A 23,895-nucleotide genomic window follows, 5' to 3' on the forward strand; every position below is an offset into this window, starting at 1 on the left:
CTTCCTTCAGATTCTACCTCGCAATAGACACCCTTGCCTTCGACTTGTGATACCGACCACTACGGCTCACAGCGGACTCACACCGCCTAGTTACTGCCCATGCCGGGCGCACCAGAAAAAGGACACCATCGTCCAGATAATGTCCTTTTTATTCACTAATTTTTTGTTCCAAATACTGACTTAATGCCTTCTTTGGTTTGTAGCCGGTAATTTTTTCCTTAGCGACCCCATCTTTAAACAAGATCAGCGTCGGGATACTCATGACGTTAAATTGCTGCGCCAGATTCTGGTGTTCTTCCACGTCAAGCGAAGCAAAATTAATTTGACCAGCAAAATCATCTTCCAATTCCTCTAAAACCGGCTCCAACATATGACACGGTCCGCACCAATCTGCCCAAAAATCAACCAGAGTCAGTCCATGCGCGGTTGCTTGTGCCAAATTTTCACTTGTGATCTCGACGCTCATAAAATCACCTATTCTTCCTCGTTAAAGATAAACTTGTTGATTACTTCCGCGATCGCATCGTGGTTATTGTCGGCTTGCGTGATATAGTCGGCTTCAGCTTTGACAAAATCACGGCCGTTGGCCACACTGACACCCAGACCAGCGGCTTTGATCATCGGCAGATCGTTGCTGTTATCACCAATAGCGATCACTTCACTAGGTTTGATCCCTAATTTCTTAGCCAAAGCCATCGTGCCCCGACCCTTATCAGCGGTCGGATCATTGAACTCGATATAGCGGTCCGAAGAAAAGGTAATGTTTAAGGCAAAATCAACGTGACTTTCAACATAATCGCGCATCGACAGGCGACCGGCCTCATTTGCAATATTAAAGATAATCTTGGTGATCGGTGTATCTTGCAAGAACTTGATGTTATTTTCACGCATCAGTTTCCAGCCATCGACCCGGCCATCCAGATAATCTTTTTCATTTTGGTTCATATTCCAGATATAAAGTTCATCGACGGTATAAACGTGGATGCAGGCTTTTTCGTTCATCCCGATCTCAAAGAGCTGATTGACGATTTCATATGGCAGCCCATTGACTTGCAAAACTTTATTCTCTTTATTTTCGATGATCGCACCGCCATTATAGGAAATGACATACTGATCTTCTTTTTGACTGAGACCCATTTGGATCAAGTTATCCTGAATACTCAAGAAGCTCCGTCCCGTATTAGGCACGAAATGCACCCCGGCAGCTGTCGCGCGTTTGATTGCCGCTTCAGTCTTGGGGGTAATTTTCTTAGCATCAGAGAGTAAAGTTTCATCCATGTCGCTCGTAATCAATTTGTACATAATTAGCCAACTTTCTTTAGTTTTAGCTTACATTCTCCTCTTTTTAATCTACCGTACTCTTGCAAATAATTCAAGGTCGGCCTCCCACTTACAGAGACCGACCTTGTGTTTAAGCTCGATTATTTTTGATTCGGTTCACCACGATCGCACCAAGGATCGAGACCAGTACGATCACACCAAACAAAACAGCCGGAATTTCGATGTCAATTGCTGGGATCGTCAGGAATAATTTGATAGCGATCAAGGCAATTAGCCCATAGGCGACAGTTTCCAATTCCGGAACAAGCTGCAGCAGCCGCATGATAACTTCGGCTACCCCACGCATGGCCAAGATCCCGAAAATCCCGCCAAGCAAAACGATCACCGGATTAGGCGAGATCGCCAAGGAGGCTAAGATCGAGTCGATCGAAAAAACGATGTCCATCATTTCGATCGAGACCACAACCGACCAGAATGGCGACAGCCAAGACTTGCGTTCCTTTTTCTGCTTACTCTTGTGCTTGTCGTGCGGGTGAGCCCGGCCGTAAAAATGTTTGACCGACAAATACATCAAATAGGCAGCACCCAGGACCTTGATCTCCCAGAAATTGATCAGATAAGTTCCGACCCCGATCAGGATGAAGCGAAAGAAATAAGCGCCCCAGATCCCGTAAAAAAGCGATTTTTCCTGCTCTTTTTTAGTCGGCAGCTTTTGCGTCTGCGCGGCCAGCACAATGGCATTATCAACTGAGAGCAGACATTCGATCAGAACCAGCGACAAGATGATCATCCAGTCTTGCCCGGATGAGATCACTGTTTCCCAGTTGTGTAAGTCAAAAAAAGGTCCGTATAAGTTTTTAATTAGTGACAATCAAGGTATCCTCTCTGTGTTTAGTGTTTAGTGTTTAGTGTTTAGTGTTTTGGGGTTGAGTTGGTGCTGAGGTGTTTATAGTCGGGTTCCGCATGGCAGAAGATTGTGCTTAACCAACTTCAACCATCAATGCTGAAAAACGCATTGCTGGTCGAAGTCTGTTAATGCTCATCTTCTGAACGCCATGTTCCACCCTGTTTTTTAGTCGGGTTCCGCAAACCAGCCACTTCCGCTTATCTAACTCACCCATCATGACGCTTAAAACCGCGTCATAATAGGTGAGTCCGATAATGCTCGGTGCCTACCCGATTTGCTCCACCCTGTTTTATTGGTCCAACGGCAGTGTGACCTGGGCCGAGTCCTTTTGCTCTTCGTCTTTTGGCGGGTATTTGGCACGCAGATACCCTTTGATCATTCCATAAACCGCATTGCGGTCCTCCGTATCCAACGTTTTTCCGTTGAAGCGCAGGCGTGAATTGGATGCAAACAGATCTTCAATTTCAAAATCGTCGTAGTCGCGCCCCATCAGAAAATCAAGCGAAACATTGAAGTATTCTGCTAATTTGACTACCTCTACATACGAAGGGCGGTTAACTCCGCGCTCCCAAGAGCCGATCTGGTGCCCGGTATTACGCCGGTCTGCCGGTTGGTCCGCTTCCTTGTTCAATTCTTTTGCTAAAGCTGGCAAAGACAACCCCCGCCCCTGGCGCAGAGCCCTTAACCTAACTGGAAACATCACACTCACCTGCCTTTTTTAGAAGAACAAAAACCGTTTTTTCTTACGGATCGGCGCATAATCATGGGCCGCCACATACTCACCGTTGATCAGATTTTCCGCATTCGACTCAAAAGCCGCCGCCTTCTCCGTGCCAAAATCATGTGCGATCTGCTCGAGCGCTTCGCCCAAGACGAACTTGCGTCCTTGCAGAGCATGCGCGTCGGATGCCACGATCTGGACCAGGTTATTTTCAACCATCTGGTGAGCGATCTTGGCAACGTGATCACCGAAGCCGCCAACATAACTCGTCGCTGTGACCTGAGCCAAGGCCCCATTTTGAATGAAACCATACAAAAGATCCAAGTCGTTTTGAATCCCTTTATTTCGCTCTGGATGGACGATCACTGGTGTTGTACCGTGCTTTTTTAAATCAAAGATCACCCGATCGGCATAACGCGGTACCTCACCGTGCGGAAATTCCAGCAGCATATACTTTTTAGTTTCATCGATCCCCAGCAGATCATCATAATGGTCTAACAGATCACCATTAATATGCACTTCCTGGCTGGGAAAAACAGTCAACGGGATCTGCCGCTGATCCAATTCAGCTTGAAATTTATCAGCTGCTTGAACTACTTGCTGGGCATGATTGACGTAATCATTATCTAAATGATGCGGCGTTGCCAAGATATGCGTAACGCCATCGCGCACTGCCTCGTTTGCCAGAGCCAGGGAGCTTTGCAGGTCGGGCGACCCATCATCGATCCCGGGTAAAATATGACAGTGTAGATCAACAATCTTATTAAATTCCATTTCAACGACTCCCCTTTTCTGAAACTATTTAAATTTAGTATACACTATTGCAAACAGATTTGGCGTTAAATTGCGTATTTATATGTAGTAAGTAATTTCAAGGAGCTGAATTAAATGAGACAGAAAAATTTGGAACTACAATTTTTAGAAACGCTTTGTCGCCGAACCCAGTTAGATACTAAAGAGGAAAATCAGCTATATCGTTTGCAGCAAGGCTTTACAGGTGAATGTCAGGTCGACCAATTGATCAAACGTCTGCCCAAGCACCCATTTGTGCTGGACGATTTAAATATCCAATTTGGTCAAAAAGTTACTCAGATCGACAAATTGGTACTGGTCGGTCAGACACTTTATCTGCTTGATGTCAAAGATTATCAAGGCAAATACACTTATCAAGCCGGCAGCTGGTATCATGACGGCAAAATTCTGACCGGTAATATTTTAAGCCAGATCGACCGTGCCCGCGACATCTTAGCCCGAATTTTGCTAGATAATAACCTGAGTCTGACGATCGAACCGGTGATCATTTTTGTCAACCCAGCAGTCCAACTGGAGATTGACGACCCAGCCAGTCATACTATCAAACGTCTAGGCGAATTTGCCGACTGGTTTGAACAGCGGACCACAGCACATAGGGACCCGGCTGTGGAGCAGCGTTTAGTTGTGGTGCTTAGCAAATACCAGATCCCAGCAGTTGCACCAAAAGCCGACTTTAGTCAGCAGACTCACAGAAGTTTGCATCCGGGGATCTGCTGCCCGCACTGCCACAATTTCGCTTTGGTCCAGAAACGATACAGCCTGTACTGTCCACGCTGTCGGAGTTTCGAACCCAAAGAGCAGGCGTATGTCCGCACTATTTGCGAGTACGGCGTGCTGTATTTTAAGCAGGACCTGCGACGCAAGGAGTTGTTCGCATTTTTTGGGGAAGAGTATAACAGACGATATATTGAAGTTTGCTTAAAAAAATTCTTTAAAAGCTCTGGGTTTCATGGCAGAAGTTCATACTATATAAATGAAGGGCAAGAGTTTCGCTATTTATTTGCTAACCAAATGACTTACTTCAAATCTTTACAAAAACGAATCTCATGGCGCTGATCAGCAACTGACTTTGCTTTACTTACACGAGTTTAATTCCTAATCTCGCGTAACTTCGACTGACTTACGCAAGTTTAGCTCCTATTCTCGCGTAACTTCGACTGACTTACGCAAGTTTAGCTCCTATTCTCGCGTAACTTCGACTGACTTACGCAAGTTTAACTCCTATTCTCGCGTAACTTCGACTGACTTACGCAAGTTTAACTCCTATTCTCGCGTAACTTTGACTGACTTACGTGAGTTTAGATCTGTTTCTCCTCCAACTCCAATCGCTACCCTTGCCAAATAAAATAACCGCCATCCCAGCACTTCTCCAGGATGGCGGTTGTATTTATTTGGCACCAAGCAGCTCTTCTTTGGCATGGATCATGGCGGTCAGCAAGTCGCAGTATGGCGTCGGGATCTCGTACTTTCTGCCTTTGCGCGCAATCGCGCCGTTGATGAAGTCAATTTCTGTCTTGCGTTTGTGCAAAATGAGGTCCTGGTACATCGATGGATAGTGGTCGGCCACTGCCGAATCGTAACAAGACTCAACGTGTGCCACTAACTCTGACTCATTCAAATCAAGCCCCTCAGCTCGACCAACAGCGACAAATTCACTGACGACCTGCGTCACGATTGCATGTGCCGGCGCCATTTGACCGAACTGACCGATGTTGCATTCCAACAAGGCTGTCAAACAATTCATCGTGCCGTTAACACAGGCTTTGCGATAGATCGACGCCAAAATATCAGCAGAATAACTGGCATTTAGCCCCGATTTAGAGAGAAATTCTGCCAAATCTCGCGCTGCATCCTCTTGCCCTGGCGCGACATTTTGCAGTTCAACTGAACCTGTCCCGAACATCTTGACTTTTCCTGGGCCGATTAAGCTGGCTGTCCACATCGTATTACCCAAGAAAATCTGTTCTTTGGCAACATATTTTTCCAAAGTTTCGATGTGCCCCAATCCATTCAATAAACACAGGACCTTTGTCTGGGGCCCCAGCACACCTTGAATGTCATGCAGCATTTGCCCCAGCTGCATCGCTTTAGTAAAAACGATCACCAAGTCAAATTGCTCACCACTTGGAACTTCTGACTGCAGCCAGACCGGAACCTGAAGGCCAACGCCTTTGCCAACTCCTTTATCATCCTCGCCCAAATCCGCTTGCAAACCGTTCTTTTTGATCGCCGCCACATGTTCAGGCCAGCCATCGATCAGTGTCAGATCCTCATTGCCGCCCTGCGTGAGCATCACCGCAAACCGACTACCCATCGCTCCAGCACCCGCAATTGCAATTTTCACTTTAAAAGCCTCCTGCTTCTTTGATCATTACATTAGCTGCTTCTAAATCAAATTCATCTTCGTCCAGATCGTCATCAAAATCCAGTAATCCTTCCAGATCGCCCAGACCTTCCAGGATCCCTGCACCTTTGCCTTTCAGGACCCGAGGCAGATCTTCATGATCCACTTCAATTTTCGCAACTTTTTCGACTTTCAAACTAACTTCCCAGTCAGCCGTAAAGTCGTACTCAAAGCGAAATTTACTGCCGACTTGAGCAAAAGTTTCGCTTAACTTAGTGGTCCCTGGTTTGACCAAATTCTGGCTCCAGTGCAGCGTATCCTCCGGATCATCAACACCGAGGTCATAGCCGATATTTTTTATTCTCTCATCAAACGGTCCTAGTTCTGGCAGGCTCGGATCTGCCTTTTGCCGTTGCCGGTATTCCCGCCGAAACTGGTCGCCGACAAGTTCCGTTAAGGAATACATATGCTTGCCTTCCATTTCAAAAATCGCCATCAATTGCGCGGCCAGCTGCTTTAGCGTTTGCTCGCCGGAAACTTCGAATCTGCGCCAGACAGGCGGTTTGGCACCTTTAAGATCTGCACGAAACCGGTACACTTTTTCTTTTGCCATCGTTCATTACTCCTTTGACTTAATCCTATCAGGCTTCCTTAAACTTGTCTAAAGCAAAGGCCAGGACAACGAGCACCATTTGTAAAGCAAATAAGCCGACAAATGCCCCACGGTAACCCGCCAAAGTGATCACATAGCCGCCAGCGACCGGCCCCAAAGCGACCCCCAGCGTATTGGAGAGACTGCCAAGCGACTGCACGAACGCCCGGTGTTCTCGCCGCGCATATTTACTGAGTAACAGCGGGATCGTCGGTGTCACCAAGATTTCCCCGGTGGTCAACACGACTAGTCCCAGTACATAGCGCCAGTATTCGCTGGCGTTGATCACCAGTAAAAAAGACAGGCCATATAAAAATAAGCCCAACATCAAACGGAAACGTTCGACCCAAGGACGATGCGGGAAAAGTCGGTTAAAGACAGGCTGAAGGACAACGACTTGCGCGGTTGCAATCGTAAATAAGAGACTGTACTTTTGGACCGGGATCCCATGCGAGGTCATTAAAACTGAAATGTTGCTTTCCCACTGTTCGTAGCTGATACAGGTCAAAAACATAAAAGAACAGAGGATAGCGATACTGCGCGGCGAGCCGCTCTGCACGTTCATCTGCTCAGCAGTTGTTTCCGAGACGACACTCTCTTCGGCATTTTCTTCAGTTTCGACATTAAAGTATTTGGCAAAAACAAACAGGCCGCTGCCAAATAAAACCGCAGTAACTATGAAGACCAAGTGGATGCTGAGCGAGTAAATAAAGCCGGCCAGCAAGGTCGCTACACCGAGTCCGATATTAGCCGTCCAGTAATTGTTATTAAAAATATCATGGTCATTTTCTTGCAAAATAGACATGTAGCCGCTAAAAGCCGCGCGCCACAAACCCTGACCCAAGCCATATAAAGCCAGCAAAACTAGCAGGACCGGCCAATTAGGAAAAGCCGCCAGTAAAAGCAAAAAGCAGATCGCACTCATTCCGCCGAGATAGACCAGCGGTTCCTGGCGCCAGCTGTCAAATAAACGTCCGCCGATCAGATACCCAACTGCCACCAGACCCGAGTAGAGCAGCAAAGCATAGCCGGCGGTGACCAAGCTCTTGTGGAGATCATTATGAATGTAGAGGGTCATAATCGGTGTAATTAAACCGCTGCCCATGCTCAGCAAGGTGTTGATCAAGAGAAAAGTTTTGTTTTTGAGCACCATGGGAATTCTAGCCTCCTCCATCAAAAATAATCAATGCCACTACTATAATCGTTTTGCCAAGCAAAGTAAAAAAGCCGAGTCTTTCAACTCAGCTTTCCTCACCAATTCCCTTATTCATCGCCTTGTTCTACGGTCAACAGCTGGTTGAGCAAGGCTGCGTTGTCCCGGATTTTTTCCGAGCTTAGTTCAAGTTCATGCAGCGATTCCTGATTATGCTTAAAGCCGACCAGCGCTGATTCGATCTCTTCACCCGTCTGGTGCGAGGTCTGATCAATGTTCGCCACTTCTTGCGAGATCTTTTGCAAAGTATCCCGAATGCCGTCAGAAGACTGGTCAACATCCTTGGCCAACTTGCGCATTTCCTTGGCGACCACGGAAAAGCCGCCGGAATTGTCAGTCGAGCGCACTGCCTGTAAGGCCGTATTCACCGCCAAAATATTGGTATGGTACGAAATATCATGTACGGTCCGAGTGATTTTTTGGATCTCCTCTGTGTCCTTCTTCAAAGAATCGGTGATCTGCAAGTTGTCAGCCGATGTGCCCTGCATTGATTCCATCATCTTCTCCGTGTCGGCCATTTGTCGGGACTGCGAATCATACATTTGATCAATGGCGCCCGAAACTGACACAATCTCAGCCAAAGCCTTTTTGGTGGCTGAAATCTGCTTGGTTTTGTCAAAACAGACCTTACAGATGCCGGTCACGACTCCCGCAGCATTGTGCAACGGAAAGCAATCGGCTTCAAGATAGATTTTATGCCCATCCTTGGCTTTGCGGACCATTTGATCTTGGAAAGTGTTGCCTGCCAAAAGATACTCCCAAAATTTTTCATACTCAGGACTATCGGCAAAGGACGGGTAGCACAGGATCCGGTGCTTTTGACCGACCAACTCCTCGCGCGTGTACCCAACGGTTTGTGCAAAAGCCTCGGTTACAAAAGTAATATTTCTCTTTGGATCCAATGTGATCAGCGCCAGGTTGTCCAGCGCAGAACCTAAAAAATCTGGTGTAATTTCCACAAGAATCTCCCCTTTTCTTGATTGAAGTTCCATTCTTTTATATCGGCCACTTCGCCCAAAAGTTTAAGCGATTTCATGAAATTAAACACTAAAAAAACAGGCCTCTCTTCAGAAACCTGTCTTTATTATTGGGCTGATTCGATTTCAGTTTCTGCTGGCAAACACTTCTGCAGCAGGTGAGTCAATTCATTCAAGGACATTTCAAAAACCAGTGCATAGCGGCGCAATGATGCTTTCTCAATAAAAGTTGCGACGATCACTTTCCGTTCCTCACTCACGTCCATTGGTTTCAAGCTGACCTTGACGACCTGTTGAAACTTCAATAACCGAGTAAACAGGTTGGGCAATAAAATTCCCTGGTCAGTTAAACCGTTGCGCCCTGCCAAAAATGTCAGCAAGATCAACGCGGCAAACAAGACTTCAAAAACTAAGTTGGCACCCATTGTGTTCAATAAAGGTGTCAGAAAGCCTAAGAAAATCATCCCGCTTAAAACTGGGGAAAAATTGTATTTTGCCTTCAGCTGGAGCTGTGATTGCAAGTAGATGCGGCGCACCAGCGATAAGACTAGTAACGCACTAACGATGGATAGAAATAGCAAAGTATGCTAACCTCCTTTCTGAACAATATAACACATTTTAGTTAAAATTTCAGAGAGGCTGACTACAACTTGCAGCCAAATCAAATCCGCTCCGCAATCGTTTGTAAGGCCTGATACGCTAGCGGCAGATCAACTAAATTGGCTAAAACATACTCGATTTTTAGTGTCTGCGGCAAAAGCACCTGGTATTTATTTTCAGCCAGCAGCCGCGCAACCACGTGCGGATGTCCTGCCAGATATCCCCGCAAATTTCCCGGTTCCCACGAAATGTTCAGCACGGCTTGCAAAAGCTTTGCCACATCAATTTCTTCAGGCAGATGAAACGTGGTCGTTTTGTCGGTGAAACTGATTTGCCGATCCAACAGAGAACTAAACATCAGCTGCAAGGTCCGGTTGATCTTCGTACCGCAAAAAGTGCGCAAATTATTTTCTTCTGAGACAAAAGGAGAGCCATTTTCAGCCAAAACCTCTGCTTTCAAATCAGCCAAGATATTGGCCGCATCCGGACCAACTTTTAAACCTGGGCCAGCTTCCAACAGACTCAGCATTTCTTGTCGCACCAGTTGGCTGACTTCTCCACCGCCGCTGCCAAAATCCATGACATCAGCAGCGACAGTTGGTTCAACATAGATTTTGTGCGTGGGTACGATCACCCGCGTCACGACCCACGCTTTAGCATTCAAAATAAAACTGCTGCCTGGCTCAAGTTCGTTCGTTAATGGCAATTCCCCCACCTTTTTGTCACCGGCAACGACCGCGAAATTTTGTGCAGTAGCAAATTGCGCGAAGAAGTCTGCGCCATGCATTAGTTTTTCCGCGTTTGTCCCGCAGATCATCTCTGGCCCTAAACGCTCCAAATAACCTTCCTCAAGCAGGGACTCTGTTAACTCCAAAAACTCCGCGTCGCTGATCCAGGACCAAGCTTTAAATAAACGGGGCAAACGCTTAAATTCGGCCAAATCGATGCCGTTGCGTTCCAGCAATAAAGCTAGCAGCTGGTGGGCGAAAACATCGTAAGGCTTGGAAATCACAGTTGCCGCGTCTAAAGCTCCCCGTTGGTAGAGTTGGATCGTCGCTAAACCCTGCAAAAGCGACCAGAGTTCGGTGGCAATAAAGTGGAGCCGACTCTTTTTGGTCTGACGGCCAGACCGCCCCAGCCGCTGTGCTAGCCTAGCCACCGAATATGGCGCATTATACTGCACAACGCTATCCACCGCCCCAATGTCGATCCCTAATTCTAAGGTCGAGGTTGCACATATGGTAAACAAGGACTGACGGGCACCTTTGGCAAAGTGCTCGATCCGGGAACGATCGGCCTTCGTTAACGCAGCATGGTGGGTGAAATATCTGACCGAAGAATGATGTTCTGACCCTAATTGCTGCAGATTGGAGGCTAAATATTCAACATTGCGCCGGCTATTGGGAAAGACCAGCATCGTTTCTTTTTGTGAAAGCTGATAAATTCGCGTCAATGCTTCCGGCGCATTATGCTCGAGGTCTTCTGCAAAATAATCGACACTGACTTCAAGCTGATTCTGCCCGCGATCAAGCAAGATCTTAGTTGGCCGGTCGTTGCCAAACATCTGCTTTAAAGCAGTGCTGTCTGTCTTGGTGATCGTCGCCGACATTCCTAAATACCGTGGGCTTTGTTGCGTATAGTGCTGCAGACGCTCCAGCAAGGACTGGAGCTGAATGCCCCGGTTATTGCCCAGAAAACTATGGATCTCATCGACTAAAACCCATTCCAGACTAGCAAATAAAACCGAGCAGTCCTCAGGGTGCAGGTCTAACAACGCCTCCAAAGACTCGGGTGTGATCAACAAGATTCCGCGCGGGTCTTGCAGCAGCTTGACCTTGCTGGTCCGTGAAACTTCGCCGTGCCAGCGGTTGACCGGAATTTCCAGTGCCCGACATAGCTGACTGACCCGCGAAAATTGGTCATTGATCAGCGCGACTAAGGGGGAAACATAAAGGATCTTGATCCCATGCTGCCAATCAGAAACCGCGTTGATTGCCGGCAAGAAGGCAGCCTCAGTTTTGCCAGCGGCCGTTGGGGCAGCCAGAATCAAATTATCGCTGGTCTGGTGGACATATTTGATGGCAGCCGCTTGAATCTTAGTTAAAGCAGACCAGCCTTGTTGATAGATATAATGCTGCAAGTCACGCTGCAGCAAGGAAAAAGCATCCATTTAGAAAACCTCAATATCATCTTCGGTGTCGGCACTGTCCTTTTGCACGGGGCTTTCCTGGCCAAATTTGGACAAGATCACCTTTTCGACTTCAATTGCTGGATTTTGCCTGATCAAATCCAAGATCTCAATGTAGTCCTTGATCACCGCACGCGGGGTCAAAAACTGGTCGGCTCCCGGACGATTGAGTTGTTCTTCCATATAGAGTTGAACTTCCTGCAAGGACAGCTCGACCTGGGCGCGATAGTGCAGGTTGTAAATCTCCGTCAGGCGCTGCAGTAATGTATAGATTTCTTCATTAGTGAGCGGCTTGAGCGGCAAAACCGTCTTATTGGTGTTAACTAATTCTGAATCCAAGGAAGACTCAGCACCTAAGCGCCCTTTTAAGGCCCCATAACTCGCCAGTCCGCGTGTTTCGTCAAAAACTGTTTTGCGGGTCGCACCAAAATTGACCAAGAGATGCTGCACTTCATTGGACTTGCATTCATTGTAAATGTTCAAAATCCGTTCGTAGTTGCGTTCGCGTGATTGACGCCGGGGGAGTTTGTACAAGTTGACTGCTTCATCAAAATTGATCACCAGTCCCGCGTAGCCCAAACGGCTAAAGAGTTCACTTAAGTTCTTGATGGCGTCAAACCAGTTATCATCGGTGATCACGCGGTTGATGCCTAATTCACGTTTGGCTTCGGTCTTAGTCTCGATCTCACCGCGGATCCAGCGCAAGGCCTGTGCCTTTAACATGCGATCATTGTCCAAGACACCCTCGTAGTACTTGACGATGGCTTGTCCCATTTCAAAAGCTAAGCCAGCCGCCGCAAAGGAGCCCGTGATATCCAAAATTTTATTGGTCATCAAGCTCTGTGCTTCTTTAGAGAGAGCTTCTGGCAAACTGATTTTTGCTTCACTGGCGACTGCTTGGGCGATCTGGTTGATCCACTGGGAAAAGACGGTGTCTAAGGCATTCCCATTTTGAGCAGTCTGAGAAATAATGCTGTTAACGATGGCGGTGTACAAAGCCTTAGCCTTGCCGTCAGTGGCATAAAAGCGCCGGGTCGGGGTCATATCGACCGTAGCGACCAGGTAATTTTTCTGCAACGCGATTGCTTCGATCGTACGTAACATAAAGCTCTTGCCGCTGCCAAAGTCACCGACCCAAAAGCGCAGGTCGCTTCCACCAGCCGCAACATCGTCTAAAATGCGCAAGACCTCTTTAACTTCTTCATTACGGCCGACCAGCAAGTGGCGGACACCACGTTGGGGCACGACTCCGGCTTCTAAAGCACTGATAATGCTGGCAGCTTCTTTAGGATTGATTCTTGTCTGCATGTTAAAACTCCTCGTATTTTCAAAATTAAATATTGGCTTTTAAACCAAGTTTTAGTGACCATTGATACTTTATTTGTTGGACACTACATCATAACCTCTAACTGTCATTTACTTTGGTCAACAGGTATATGGTTGTAGCTCCTGCAGTTCAACTAGAATTGAAAGACTACGCCAAGATAATCATATTTCGGTTGGACTTTCGCGTAAACTCCAACCGATTTCGGCTCTTTCGGTTGGACATTTGCGTAAACTCCAACTGATTCCGACTCTTTCGGTTGGACATTTGCGTAAACTCCAACTGATTTCAGGTCTTTCGGTTGGACTTTCGTTTAAACTCCAACCGAATACTCCTCTCGTATTATTATATTAATTGGATTTTACACCATGCTTTAGTTTATATTCTTTATGCCTGGTATAGTTTTGAGTCAAACAAGCACACTTTATTCATCCTTTTGGGCTAGCGCCAAAGCGCACACATTTTTCCTTGGCCCGATAAAATACTTCAATTCTACCATAAACTAGAGGGCTTTTGATGTTACAATAAACTGATAAATTAACTAATTAGAAGGTATTCAACCATGAAATGGCAACAATATTTTTCCCCCACGATCCGGCAACGCGGACGCCGCTATTTTAACCAAAACCAAGTCAGCGAACTAAACTACGGCACCGGTCAGGTTGACGCAATCGTCCAGGGAAGCGAAGAGTACCATGTTCACATGGAATTTTCACCCGAACTCAAAGTAAAAAAGATGACTTGCGATTGTCCATACTGGACTGAGTGTAAGCACGAAGTCGCGGTTTTTTTGCTGCTCGATGCAATCGGTGATGCAGATCTTAAAGCCAGCCTTTTTGAGACCCAAGACTTGCAAGCCCTCCAACTGTACGTGTTACTACAGGAAGTTGCACCCCAAGACAGGCTTGACTTCTTGGCCGAAACCCTAGCAGCCGACCCAAATTTATTACTCACTTTTAAGCAAAGGTTTGGTTTGCCACTCTCAGAAGAAGAGTTACGGAATTACGGCGACAAGTTCGAAGATCTTCTCAGGTCATTAATGACTGCTAAAACCGGCCAAGAGGGATTTTTTCAAGATTTCCTGGCCTTTATCCAAACGGAGTTGCCAGGACTGACCAGACAAGCACCCAAATTTTGTGAGCGTCTTTCTTTCCAGGCACTGCAAGTACTCGACCGGATCAACGCCTGGCCTAACGAGTATTATCAAGCGACCTGCCTGCACGCACTGACAGCCCTCTGGGAAAAGCTGCTGGAACATCCTGCCAAAGGACAGAAACGGGAAATCTTTGAACAGGTCCTCAATTGGCTGGAATTTCATCTCACCGTAGATGCCGTCCAAACGATGGGAGATTTCCTACTGGCAAATTATCCGCAGAGAACCTACCAGCGCGACCTTCAGCATTTTGCTGACAGCCTAGAGGAGAAAAAAGATGAGGCTGATGACCAGACTCAAGATCACCTGACAGCATTTCAACTGATCACTGAAGTCAACCAATTATTCGATGTCCAAGAAATATTGCAAATAGTGCACCAACAACTGAACCTCGCTAGCTTGGTTTCACAAGCCGCCAAAAGGCTTTATGAAATCGGCAAGGGAAAACAAGCCCTGCTGCTTTTGCGTGAAGGCAAATATGCCCAGCCGACCGGCAGCAAGCAGCAAGTGCTACTCAGCCAAGAGTTGGGCAAAGCTTACCAGCAAGCAGGACAGCAGCAAAATTATCTCAAAGAATTGTTGTTGCGAGTCACGCAATACCAACCGGGTGACCTCATGGACTACCGGGCCCTCGAGCAGGTTTACCAGCGACGCCGCCGGGAATGGGAGCAAGTCCAAAACGCACTGCTGGAAGCCCTCCCTGCAGAACAAAAAAATAATTTACTTCAACAAATCAAGGGAGGTGCAAGTCATGGCGACAAATTCTAATCATAATTGGCACAAGGAAATCGGGATCACTAGTGCTATCAAACTAGAAACCGTCAAAGCTAACCAGCTGCTCTGGCAAGTCACACAGGTCTACGATGAACTGTGCAATCAAGCCTCAGTTCGCTTAGCATCAAGTAAGGGCTCACTGGACTATAAAATTAAGAAAAGCAAGCAGTTTCCGCTAGAGTCTTTCAAATTAGCCGGAGCACTGCTGCAGCTGGCCAATGGTCTAGTCGCAGGTCACTACCGGAAACAAGAACTTGATGCAGCTAGCCTCGAAGCCAAAGACATCGCGACCTTTTGGCTCGGCCAAGAGCTAGTTTCAACGGTGATCACGGCGGTGCAACCGATGTTAAAGGATTTGCCAGAGCCTGACGAGCAGACCTGCCGCTCCCTCAAAATCACTCCTACCGGTGAAGTTTATGTTGCCTGGGACCCCGAAGGAACGCTGCGCAAGATTCGGAAATTTTCTACCGAAGAACAACAGCAGCTGGAATTATTACAACAATCTGATGTAAGCTCTAAAATTGAGCCAGAACTAGCCTTATTTTACTTAGAAATTTGGCACATTATTTTAACTGCAGCCTTAGACGCTCCACGCTATGACCAGCGCGCCAAGTGGGTGATTAAGTTGAGCCGGCAAAAAGGCCAACTGACTGCAGATCAAATTGATTTTGTCACGAAACTTTATAATTATGGGCTTGCAATTAAAGAAGCTGCTACCAAGGATATCGATTATGACTTGAGTTTTGATCTCTCCCTGGCACTTACTCTAAGAGTTATCTTTCAGATTGAAACTGCTGGACGCAACTTTGCCGCCAGGCTGTATCTTAAAAACCATCCCACTGAAAAGAGCGCATTGCCTTGGGATAGAAGCTGGACCGAGCTGCTCCAGGAATATTTGCATTTTGACGAGAAAGCCTCACTCCTTAGCGACCACCCGTCCCAGTTTGACCAGCTGACACTCAAAGGCTTCAACATCGTGTGCGCTGAATTCGAAAAACGGCTACAGGCGTATCACCTCAGCTTGAAAGTGATGCTCGAATACGACAGCGATGAATTTGTTGCCTATTCCCTGGTAAATTATGCCTCTGATTTATTTGAGTGGTGTTACAAACCCAGTCTGCTTGAACCGAGTCTCAGTCATTATTACCAGCTAACTGAATATCTGCCAGCGAAAATTTTTGTCCCCGTCCAGGAGGCGGCTCAAGAAAGGGGCAAAGCAAGCGACTTGCCCACCCCAGACTTTGAAACCTGCAACCTGCTCCAGATCACTCCCGACGGCAGTCCATGGCTGGAATGGGATCCGCTCGGTGAGATCCGGCAAAAACAGCATTTTTCAGAGCAGGAGATCGAGCTATGCAGCACGGCTTATTATGCGGCCAAGGTCAACCAGCAGCTCTCACAGTCAGCCACCGCTCGCACCCAGACTCTCTTGTTATTTTTGCAATTATTCGAGCAAATAACCACAGTCTATGCCCAACAGAAGAAAAAATTTGGCAAAAAATTGAGTGGGGCCCTTGACGACCTCCAAGGACAAGGAAGATGGCTGGGCAGTTTTACCTACCTCTTTTTAAAAGACCTTTTCCGGACCGCCGATAATGGGATCCGCGCATGTTTGCCGCAATCTCAGATCACGCGCTCGCTGAAAATGGAGGAAAAAGGTTTTGTGGGGATGCCCAAGCCGCTCAAAAGTGACCTGCATGAAACTTGTGCTTCTTATGGTCAGTCGCTGAGTCTAATGACTAAAAAACAGATTTTCCAAGAACTGCCGCAAACACCGCAAGTGGAGCTGGTGCAATTGAAATTCACGACCGAGCCCGCTGAGCAGATCAAAGTCTTTCAAAGAGCTGCCAAACAAGAAAAATACCGCACATTTTTAATGGATGTCTGGGCAAAGGCCAACAAATTGCCAACTGAGCTGAGATTACTAGCGGTTTGCGAGCTGAAGCGTCTCAGAAAACTCACAGCTGACAAGTTAAAGCAGGCAAAAAACTTGGTCTACCCGGCAAATCAGGCTCGTTTCGAAGATTATCTGACCAAAGAAGTAAGTAAGCATGCAACTAGTTTGGCTGAGTTGGAATTTCTCACTAATTTGACTAAACCGATCAGACAAGAGATCCATTTGAACCAGCAAAAAATCACGCACTCGGCGCAAGCACTAGATCAAACGGTCCAATTACTGAATGACTACGTTGGTCCAATAGACGAAGAAAAAGTACCTGAGGCAGAGGAAAAGACTTCCAAACCAAGTACTCCAACCAAGAGCGAAGAGTCTGAAAGTTCATCCTCGAGCTTAGATTTGCTCAAAGAATTATTGGAGAAAAAGCAGATCCCTGTGGCAGAGATCGCTGCCCTTGCCCTAAAGCAAGGTGAATTACCCGACACTTACATCGCCCAGATCAACCAAGAATTTTTTGAGGAACTAGGCGATCAATTAGTGGTAATGGATGATGAAAAAGTTTGGATCGATGAGTATTACGTGGACTTTGCGCGTGAAAAAGTCGGTGAATAAGTGTCCTCGCCAAGTGGTATTGGCGAGTAATGCATATGAATAAATTGATATAGTTTGATCGGGCTGCCAGTTCTTGAATGGAACGGGTGGCTTTTTTGCTTTCTTGGTAGCTCGGACGTTACTTTGGCAGTCCAGCAGTATTTGCAGAACCTGAAAAGAGGTAGACATTTGAGTAATACCTTTTTACAATTTCATGCTAAAAAGCTATTTTTGAGTTGAATTTGCAATTCCGGTTATATTTTGGAAAACTCTTTTTTAAACTTAACTAATCATTATTGAATACAAACGTATTCTAATGTGTTATAATAAACCTGTAAAAAGATAGGAGGTTTTTGAATGACTACCACAACAACCATCAGAATGCCAGAAGACCAGTATAGGCAAGTCCAGGCCTTAGCATCATATGAAGGAATAAGCGTGTCTGCTTTCATGCGCAAAGCAATCCTTGAACAAGTTGAAGATGTTGAAGATTATGCAGATGGCATAAAAATTCTTAGCGAAAAGAATGAACGTATTTCTAGAGAAGACGTTCTTAAAGAGGTCTTATCGGACTAATGTACACTTGGAAATTTGACAAGAAGGCATTTAAAAATTTTAAAAAGCTGGATCGCACCATCCAAAAAAGAATTATTAAATGGCTTGATGACCATATAGAAGGAGCCGAGAATCCCCGCCAATGGGGAAAGGCTCTTGAAGGCGATAAAAAAACACTGTGGCGTTATCGTGTTGGCACTTTTCGTTTAATTGCAGATATTGTTGATAACGAATTCGTAGTTTTAGTTCTTAAGACGGCTAAACGAAATGATGTTTATAAAAACAAATAGGACGCCAGTCAAAATCGAAATAGCAGGGTAAGGGCCAATATTCAAATAACCCCTATCCTGCTATTTCGCTGATTTTAGTCAACCACTCTACAAGCCCAAAATTGGTGAAGTCTCCTATCCAAATTTCAATCAAGTCCTTCACTTTCTATATCTTCTCCCCAGTCAATTTCTTTAGTATTGACATTCCCGAACTTCTTCTCTTGTTCTGCCACAATATCCCACAGGTCTTGCTTTTTAGCAGCTATGGTTACTCGACTATTTGCTTCTATTTGCCACTCAATCGCGTCACTTGGACCTACTTCTAAGAAATCTCGTACTGTCTTAGGAATCGTGACTCGATTTTTGCTGGTTATTTTTGAGCGGACTATTGTTGAAATTAGACTTGGGACTAGATTCACCCCTCGGCTTTCCTAGAAACTATCTATTTTTGTCAAACTTAAGCTGGCAGATCCAAACCTTTTGTTACATTTCATCCTTCAATAATTTGCTGGTGTTTTGAATTAGTTTGGCAAACTTACTGCCAACGGGGTCCCTATTTCGTTCACCCGACTTGGAACCAGACCGATCCCGTCTGGTGCCTTCTTCACCCGACTTGGAACCAGACTGATCTCGTCTGGTGCCTTCTTCGCCTAACTTGGAACCAGACTCATTCTGTCTGGTGCCTTCTTCGCCTGACTTTGAGCCAGACTGATTCTGTCTGGTGCCTTCTTCGCCTGACTTGGAACCAGACCGATCCTGTCTGGTGCCTTCTTCACCCGACTTGGAACCAGACTCATCCCAACCAGCTCATACTTCCACCGATCTGCATCCTTCCCTCAAATCAACTAGAGAATTTTATCCCGAGCCCCTGAATGTTTTAACTTGAAACCTTTAGGTATAACATTAAGCTTCCCCTGCCCGCTTTCCCAAACAAGTCCGCGCTAACAGGCAAAACATAAGAACCTAATTAAACTTCTTTGCTTTTTTGTTAAATTACGTTATTATGTAAACGTATACATTTTTGTGATAATTCGCACAGAAAGGAGGCCTTGTTTTTACTGTCGTTTGTTTGGGTGTTAGAACATAAAAGGAGTGAACTTACATGCAGAACTTTAAGCGCTGGAGGGCGCTGCTGACACTAGTGGGGGCTAGTGCGCTTTTTGGCTTGGCTGCCAATCTCGACCAAGCTCATGCTGACCAGACACTTTTCTCAACTTCCTTTGAAGCCGATGAAGACCAGACATTTCCTGAAAATGAAGTCAATGACCGCCTTGGTTCCAGCAAGGTGGAGAATACCTTTGACTCCATTATTCCTGGGGATTTGACCAACCAGGTCGAACCGGATTCGATCAAGGGCAGCAAGGATTTTAACGATAACGAAACTAAACAGAAACTTTTTGACTCTGACCTGAGCACAAAATTCTTGTCCAACGAAAACGACGGCAAGGATATTTGGGTCAGTTTTTCTTTGCCCAAAGCTCAAAAAATCGGGATCTACGCCATCAGTTCAGCCAACGATGAAGCTAGCCGCGACCCGAAGGACTGGCAGCTTTACGGCAGTACCGACGGCAAAGAATGGGAGTCCATCGACAAGCAGACCGACCAGAAATTTAGCGGACGCAAGCAATGGCAAAAATATCAAGTCCAGCCCAAGCAAGCTTATCGCTACTACAAGCTGCAAGTTGAAAAGAATAATGGCGCCAACATGACGCAGTTATCCGAACTTAAAATTGGTACGAACAACAAGGCGGATGATCCCGCAGCACAGCCAATGATGTCATCAACTCTGAGCACCGGTCCCAAGGACGCCTTAAATCAGCAGAACAATCTCGGCTGGACCGGCAAAAAAGCTCTGGAATTTAAGGGAAAGGTCTCGGCGTCAGGCAACGCCTATTCACATAACAACTTAATTGATGATTTAAACATCAAAGTCAAGCCTGACACCAAGCTGCAGTATAAGATTTTCCCGTCTGACGGGCAGCATGACTACGATAACAAGTATGACTATCAATACACACCAATGTATGTCGCAATTAACCTGGAATTTACGGACGGCACTTTTCTCAGCCAGCTCAAGCCGCAAAGCACCGACAGCTTTGAGGTCACTCCGTCTGGCCAAGGCAGTTCACGCTCGCTGTATTACAATCAGTGGAACCAGATCACGACTAATATCGGTCAGGTCGCCGCTGGCAAAACCATCAAGCGCGTGCTGGTCAGCTTCAACAAGCCAGATGCCCAAGCCGGCAAGACCTTTGACGACTTCATCGATGATGTCAAACTAGCCAACGGCTCCACTGGCACCACCACGGCTAAAAACAAGACCGACTATGTCAACACCTTGCGCGGCACCAACGCAACTGGTGATTTCTCCCGTGGTCTGAATGTCCCGGCAACGACCGTCCCGAATGGCTTTAACTTCTGGGCGCCAGCCACGAACTACAATAGCAATGTGCTCTATGAATATCAAAACAACGGCGACCGGAAGTTCCAGTATATGACAGTCAGCCACGAACCATCGATCTGGGTCGGCGACCGCGGGACCTGGCAGTTTATGGTCAACACTTCGATCGACAGTTCCAAGGTCACAAGCGGCCAGGACATCGACCATAACAAATACGCTTCGACCTTTGACCATGCCGACGAAACCGCCAAACCGCAACTCTATTCGATCAAATTCCCAGCTAAATCCAACGCAGCTGGTGCTACGATGAGCCTGACGCCTAGCATGCACGGCGCGATCGCCCGCTTCCAATTTGATCCTGACGTTAAAAACAAGAACGTTGTCTTTGACTCGGCGCGTGGTAACGGCAGTCTAGAGTTTGCCCAAGATGGCAAGTCTTTCACAGCCATCACGCAACACGGCGACAACGGCATGCACCAGATGTATGTCTACGGTCAATTCGACAAACCGGTTCAGTCCAGCAAGGTCGAAAACTCCAAGCAAGGAATCGTTTCTTTCAAAGACAACGATGTTTCCATGAAAGTTGCCACCTCATTTGTCAGTGCTAAACAAGCGCAAAAGAACTATGAGCTTGAATTAGCCCAGGAAAGCTTCGCCAGCCTGCAGCAAAAAACAACTGACCAGTGGGAACAGATCATGAACAAGATCCAAGTCAAGGGTGCCACCCATAACCAGCTTGTGACCCTTTACTCCAATATGTACCGGCTTTATATGTATCCAAACTTCTACGGTGAAAACCAAGGAACAGCCGCTAAACCGGATTGGGTCCACAGTGATCCGTACAGCGGTTCAATGAGCCAACCAGTCGTGAAACCAGGCAAGATGTACTACAATAACGGCTTCTGGGACACCTACCGGACGGCTTGGTCGGCATACTCCCTGCTCTCACCAGCCAAAGAATCCGAGTACCTGGATGGGCTAGTGCAGCATTACCGTGACCAAGGCTGGGTCCCACGTTGGATCGCGCCAGGCGGGACTAACAGTATGGTTGGGACCAGCTCCGACATTATTTTTGCCGACGCGATGATGAAAGGTATTCCATTTGACCAGCAAGATGCCTATCAGTCAGCGATTAAGAACGCTTCGGTCCGCTCCGATAACTTGACCAATGGCGGACGTAAAGCCTTAAATCAGTCAGCCTTTCTGGGTTATGTTCCTTTGGAAAAAGACAACTTCGGCTTATCCTGGTCGCTGGAAGGCTATATTAACGACTGGGGCATCTACCAGATGGCCAAGAAACAACATCGTTTCGCCGAGGCAGAGTACTACAAGAACCGGGCTTTGACCTATGTCAAAATGTTTGACGGCAGCGGCAAAACAGCCACTGACAAGTGGTTGAAAGGCAAGAAGACAGACGGTTCATGGTCAACGACCGCCAGCAGCTTCGATCCACGTTCCTGGAGCCGGGACTACACGGAAACCGATGCTTACAACATGGCAGTCTCCGTCCCGCAAGATGGTAATGGGCTGGCCAACCTCTACGGCGGACCAACGGCACTGGCTCAAAAGATCGACCAGATCCTGACCACGCCTGGCGACTTCACGACCGATGGCGGTGTGATCCACGAAATGCGCGAGCAGCGTGAAGTCAAGCTCGGCCAATACGGCCATAGCAACCAGCCGGCGCATAATATCCTGTATATGTATGCCTTCTCGAGTCAACCTTGGAAGACCCAGAAGTATGTCCGGGATGTCTTACAACGACTCTATGTCGGTTCTGACTTCGGTCAAGGTTATGTCGGCGATGAAGATAACGGCGAGCAGTCCGCTTGGTATATCCTTTCTGCACTAGGGATCTACCCGCAGAATTTAGGTTCCAACCAGTTCGTCCTAGGTTCCCCGCTCTTTAAGGAAGCCAAAGTCCAACTGCCAAACGGCAAGTCGCTGACAGTCCAAGCGCCAAATAACAGCCAGCAAAACGTCTATGTCGACAGCGTTTATCTCAACGGACGTAAAATCAACAATCTCTACCTGGATTACAAGCAGTTGATGCACGGCGGGACCTTACGCTTTAATATGTCAGCTCGGCCAAATAAGTTCCGCGGTACGCAAGCATGGCAAAAACCGGAGTCACTGACCAAGGGCAAAAAGACGCCAACCGTCAAAACCGATGCTTTTGATCAAGGCAAAGTCACCAGCAACTTAAGTGACGGTAAGAACCTGACCGATAACAACAGTGAGACGGCGGCAAACGTTAAAGATGGTTCTACTCTGGATGTCACGCTTGACCAAGCCCGCAGACTCGACTTGCTGACACTGTCAAACGAAGATCAAAACACCAAGTTTAAGTCGGTTGAACTCAAGGGTTCACGCGATGGCAAGCACTGGTACAAGGTCGACAAGATCAACCACGTTGACTTCACCTATGCTAAATCAACTAAACCATTCTTACTCAAGAAGAATTTCCACGCTTATAAGCACTACCGGCTTGAATTTAAAGGCGGCAGCGGCAAGATCGGGGAAGTTGAATTGTTAGGGAAAATGGGAGAAAAGTAGCACCGACTTTTCGCTTGTAACACAGAAAAATCACATCGGAGTCCAATTTATGGATACTCCGATGTGATTTTTTTCTGTCTCTAGATGAAGCATAATCTTTCTGGACCTAAACTTTCAGCAAATCAGCCAAATAAAAATAATTCTCCCCAAACCTCGTAAGCTGTGTTTACGCTGCATTTCAACTTTAACTTCCTGAATAGCCTGAACAAGCCCTCCTGGATCGTCCGCCCACAGCTGAAAAACATGGTCATATTTTTTAATGGAGGCAATTCCTAATCCATCTGGTTTCTTCTCTCTAAAAAATGCACTGGGCTTTTTCTTCTTACCCTTGATATATGGTTTATTTTTGTACTTTTCATATCGCACAAGCCATTCTCTATCATAATGAAGGTGAATCGCTTCAATTTCCTCGCGAGTAATATAATAGTTAATGGATTCAATCTGTTTGGATAACTTTGAAATTGGTAGTTTACGATCGGGATCATCCATCAGGACAAAAATCCTAATATTTTCTTCGAATTCATGGCTCAAAAATTCGCTAGCATATCTCTTGGCATTGAGACCCTCATAAACATAATCACCATCTGCATTTTCAATTAATGAATCTCGGCCAATTATCAGCAAGTCATTTTCCAATAGGATGTCAATAATAGCATGTTCACTTGCCCCCTAAACAATG

21 protein-coding genes are annotated in these 23,895 nt (G+C 46.6%); 6 read left to right on the plus strand and 15 right to left on the minus strand.

From position 1 onward, the window contains the following. Positions 1 to 148: 148 nt before the first annotated feature. The 5 genes from trxA to LFYK43_RS04935 all read right to left on the minus strand — a co-directional run bounded on the left by trxA (position 149) and on the right by LFYK43_RS04935 (position 3,683). Positions 149 to 466 (minus strand): thioredoxin, encoded by a 318-nt coding sequence (gene trxA, locus LFYK43_RS04915; protein ID WP_124975995.1) that lies wholly within the window; start codon positions 464 to 466, stop codon positions 149 to 151. Between the two features lie 8 nt (positions 467 to 474). After that, on the minus strand, positions 475 to 1,302 hold the full coding sequence (locus LFYK43_RS04920) for a Cof-type HAD-IIB family hydrolase (RefSeq protein WP_124975997.1): 828 nt from the start codon (positions 1,300 to 1,302) through the stop codon (positions 475 to 477). 109 nt (positions 1,303 to 1,411) lie between these two features. Beyond that, a complete protein-coding gene (locus LFYK43_RS04925) occupies positions 1,412 to 2,152 on the minus strand; it encodes a TerC family protein (RefSeq protein WP_124975999.1) in 741 nt (246 codons plus the stop codon). A 325-nt stretch (positions 2,153 to 2,477) separates the two neighbouring features. Beyond that, positions 2,478 to 2,888, minus strand: coding sequence for a helix-turn-helix domain-containing protein (locus LFYK43_RS04930; protein ID WP_124976001.1), 411 nt, complete (start codon positions 2,886 to 2,888; stop codon positions 2,478 to 2,480). Between the two features lie 18 nt (positions 2,889 to 2,906). Continuing rightward, positions 2,907 to 3,683, minus strand: coding sequence for a tyrosine-protein phosphatase (locus LFYK43_RS04935; protein ID WP_124976003.1), 777 nt, complete (start codon positions 3,681 to 3,683; stop codon positions 2,907 to 2,909). Positions 3,684 to 3,797: 114 nt separating this feature from the next. Between LFYK43_RS04935 and LFYK43_RS04940 the strand changes: the two genes are divergently transcribed. Further along, positions 3,798 to 4,778: an NERD domain-containing protein gene (locus LFYK43_RS04940; protein WP_124976005.1), complete on the plus strand. Its 981-nt coding sequence runs from the start codon at positions 3,798 to 3,800 to the stop codon at positions 4,776 to 4,778. Positions 4,779 to 5,109: 331 nt separating this feature from the next. Here LFYK43_RS04940 and LFYK43_RS04945 read toward each other — a convergent pair whose 3' ends face one another. The 7 genes from LFYK43_RS04945 to LFYK43_RS04975 form a co-directional block, all read right to left on the minus strand. Further along, positions 5,110 to 6,066, minus strand: a complete 957-nt coding sequence (locus LFYK43_RS04945) for a 2-dehydropantoate 2-reductase (RefSeq protein ID WP_124976007.1) — start codon at positions 6,064 to 6,066, stop codon at positions 5,110 to 5,112. 1 nt (position 6,067) lies between these two features. Next, complete coding sequence (locus LFYK43_RS04950; protein ID WP_124976009.1) at positions 6,068 to 6,679, minus strand: plasmid pRiA4b ORF-3 family protein; 612 nt, start codon at positions 6,677 to 6,679, stop codon at positions 6,068 to 6,070. A gap of 28 nt (positions 6,680 to 6,707) precedes the next feature. Then, on the minus strand, positions 6,708 to 7,871 hold the full coding sequence (locus LFYK43_RS04955; protein WP_158609186.1) for an MFS transporter: 1,164 nt from the start codon (positions 7,869 to 7,871) through the stop codon (positions 6,708 to 6,710). Positions 7,872 to 7,981: 110 nt separating this feature from the next. Beyond that, positions 7,982 to 8,890 carry a methyl-accepting chemotaxis protein gene (locus LFYK43_RS04960; protein WP_158609187.1) on the minus strand — a complete coding sequence of 303 codons (909 nt, stop codon included), beginning with the start codon at positions 8,888 to 8,890 and terminating at the stop codon, positions 7,982 to 7,984. Between the two features lie 125 nt (positions 8,891 to 9,015). Then, positions 9,016 to 9,489 carry a hypothetical protein gene (locus LFYK43_RS04965; RefSeq protein ID WP_124976015.1) on the minus strand — a complete coding sequence of 158 codons (474 nt, stop codon included), beginning with the start codon at positions 9,487 to 9,489 and terminating at the stop codon, positions 9,016 to 9,018. Between the two features lie 80 nt (positions 9,490 to 9,569). Then, entirely contained in the window at positions 9,570 to 11,678 is a 2,109-nt protein-coding gene (locus LFYK43_RS04970; RefSeq protein WP_124976016.1) for a DEAD/DEAH box helicase, read from the minus strand. Continuing rightward, positions 11,679 to 13,004, minus strand: a complete 1,326-nt coding sequence (locus LFYK43_RS04975) for an ATP-binding protein (RefSeq protein ID WP_124976018.1) — start codon at positions 13,002 to 13,004, stop codon at positions 11,679 to 11,681. A gap of 578 nt (positions 13,005 to 13,582) precedes the next feature. Between LFYK43_RS04975 and LFYK43_RS12510 the strand changes: the two genes are divergently transcribed. The 4 genes from LFYK43_RS12510 to LFYK43_RS04990 all read left to right on the plus strand — a co-directional run bounded on the left by LFYK43_RS12510 (position 13,583) and on the right by LFYK43_RS04990 (position 18,280). Then, positions 13,583 to 14,941 (plus strand): SWIM zinc finger family protein, encoded by a 1,359-nt coding sequence (locus LFYK43_RS12510; protein WP_158609188.1) that lies wholly within the window; start codon positions 13,583 to 13,585, stop codon positions 14,939 to 14,941. Continuing rightward, a complete protein-coding gene (locus LFYK43_RS04980; protein ID WP_158609189.1) occupies positions 14,925 to 17,456 on the plus strand; it encodes a tellurite resistance TerB C-terminal domain-containing protein in 2,532 nt (843 codons plus the stop codon). The genes LFYK43_RS12510 and LFYK43_RS04980 overlap by 17 nt, the downstream gene beginning before the upstream one ends. Positions 17,457 to 17,792: 336 nt before the next feature. Then, a complete protein-coding gene (gene relB, locus LFYK43_RS04985) occupies positions 17,793 to 18,011 on the plus strand; it encodes a type II toxin-antitoxin system RelB family antitoxin (RefSeq protein ID WP_124976022.1) in 219 nt (72 codons plus the stop codon). Further along, a complete protein-coding gene (locus LFYK43_RS04990) occupies positions 18,011 to 18,280 on the plus strand; it encodes a type II toxin-antitoxin system RelE family toxin (RefSeq protein ID WP_124976024.1) in 270 nt (89 codons plus the stop codon). Before relB ends, LFYK43_RS04990 begins: the two co-directional genes overlap by 1 nt. Positions 18,281 to 18,405: 125 nt before the next feature. Here the strand turns inward: LFYK43_RS04990 and LFYK43_RS04995 are convergent, their stop codons facing one another. Together LFYK43_RS04995 and LFYK43_RS12515 are read right to left on the minus strand one after the other, a co-directional pair. Next, complete coding sequence (locus tag LFYK43_RS04995; RefSeq protein WP_229717953.1) at positions 18,406 to 18,678, minus strand: AbrB/MazE/SpoVT family DNA-binding domain-containing protein; 273 nt, start codon at positions 18,676 to 18,678, stop codon at positions 18,406 to 18,408. Positions 18,679 to 18,909: 231 nt separating this feature from the next. Next, on the minus strand, positions 18,910 to 19,056 hold the full coding sequence (locus LFYK43_RS12515; protein ID WP_158609190.1) for a hypothetical protein: 147 nt from the start codon (positions 19,054 to 19,056) through the stop codon (positions 18,910 to 18,912). Positions 19,057 to 19,361: 305 nt separating this feature from the next. Here LFYK43_RS12515 and LFYK43_RS05000 point away from each other — a divergent pair, with 305 nt between their 5' ends. After that, positions 19,362 to 23,216 (plus strand): GH92 family glycosyl hydrolase, encoded by a 3,855-nt coding sequence (locus tag LFYK43_RS05000; RefSeq protein ID WP_124976026.1) that lies wholly within the window; start codon positions 19,362 to 19,364, stop codon positions 23,214 to 23,216. Between the two features lie 114 nt (positions 23,217 to 23,330). Here the strand turns inward: LFYK43_RS05000 and LFYK43_RS05005 are convergent, their stop codons facing one another. Continuing rightward, positions 23,331 to 23,852 (minus strand): hypothetical protein, encoded by a 522-nt coding sequence (locus LFYK43_RS05005; protein ID WP_124976028.1) that lies wholly within the window; start codon positions 23,850 to 23,852, stop codon positions 23,331 to 23,333. Between the last annotated feature and the right edge of the window lie 43 nt (positions 23,853 to 23,895).

This window comes from Ligilactobacillus salitolerans (assembly GCF_003864415.1).
Taxonomy (GTDB): Bacteria; Bacillota; Bacilli; order Lactobacillales; family Lactobacillaceae; genus Ligilactobacillus; species Ligilactobacillus salitolerans.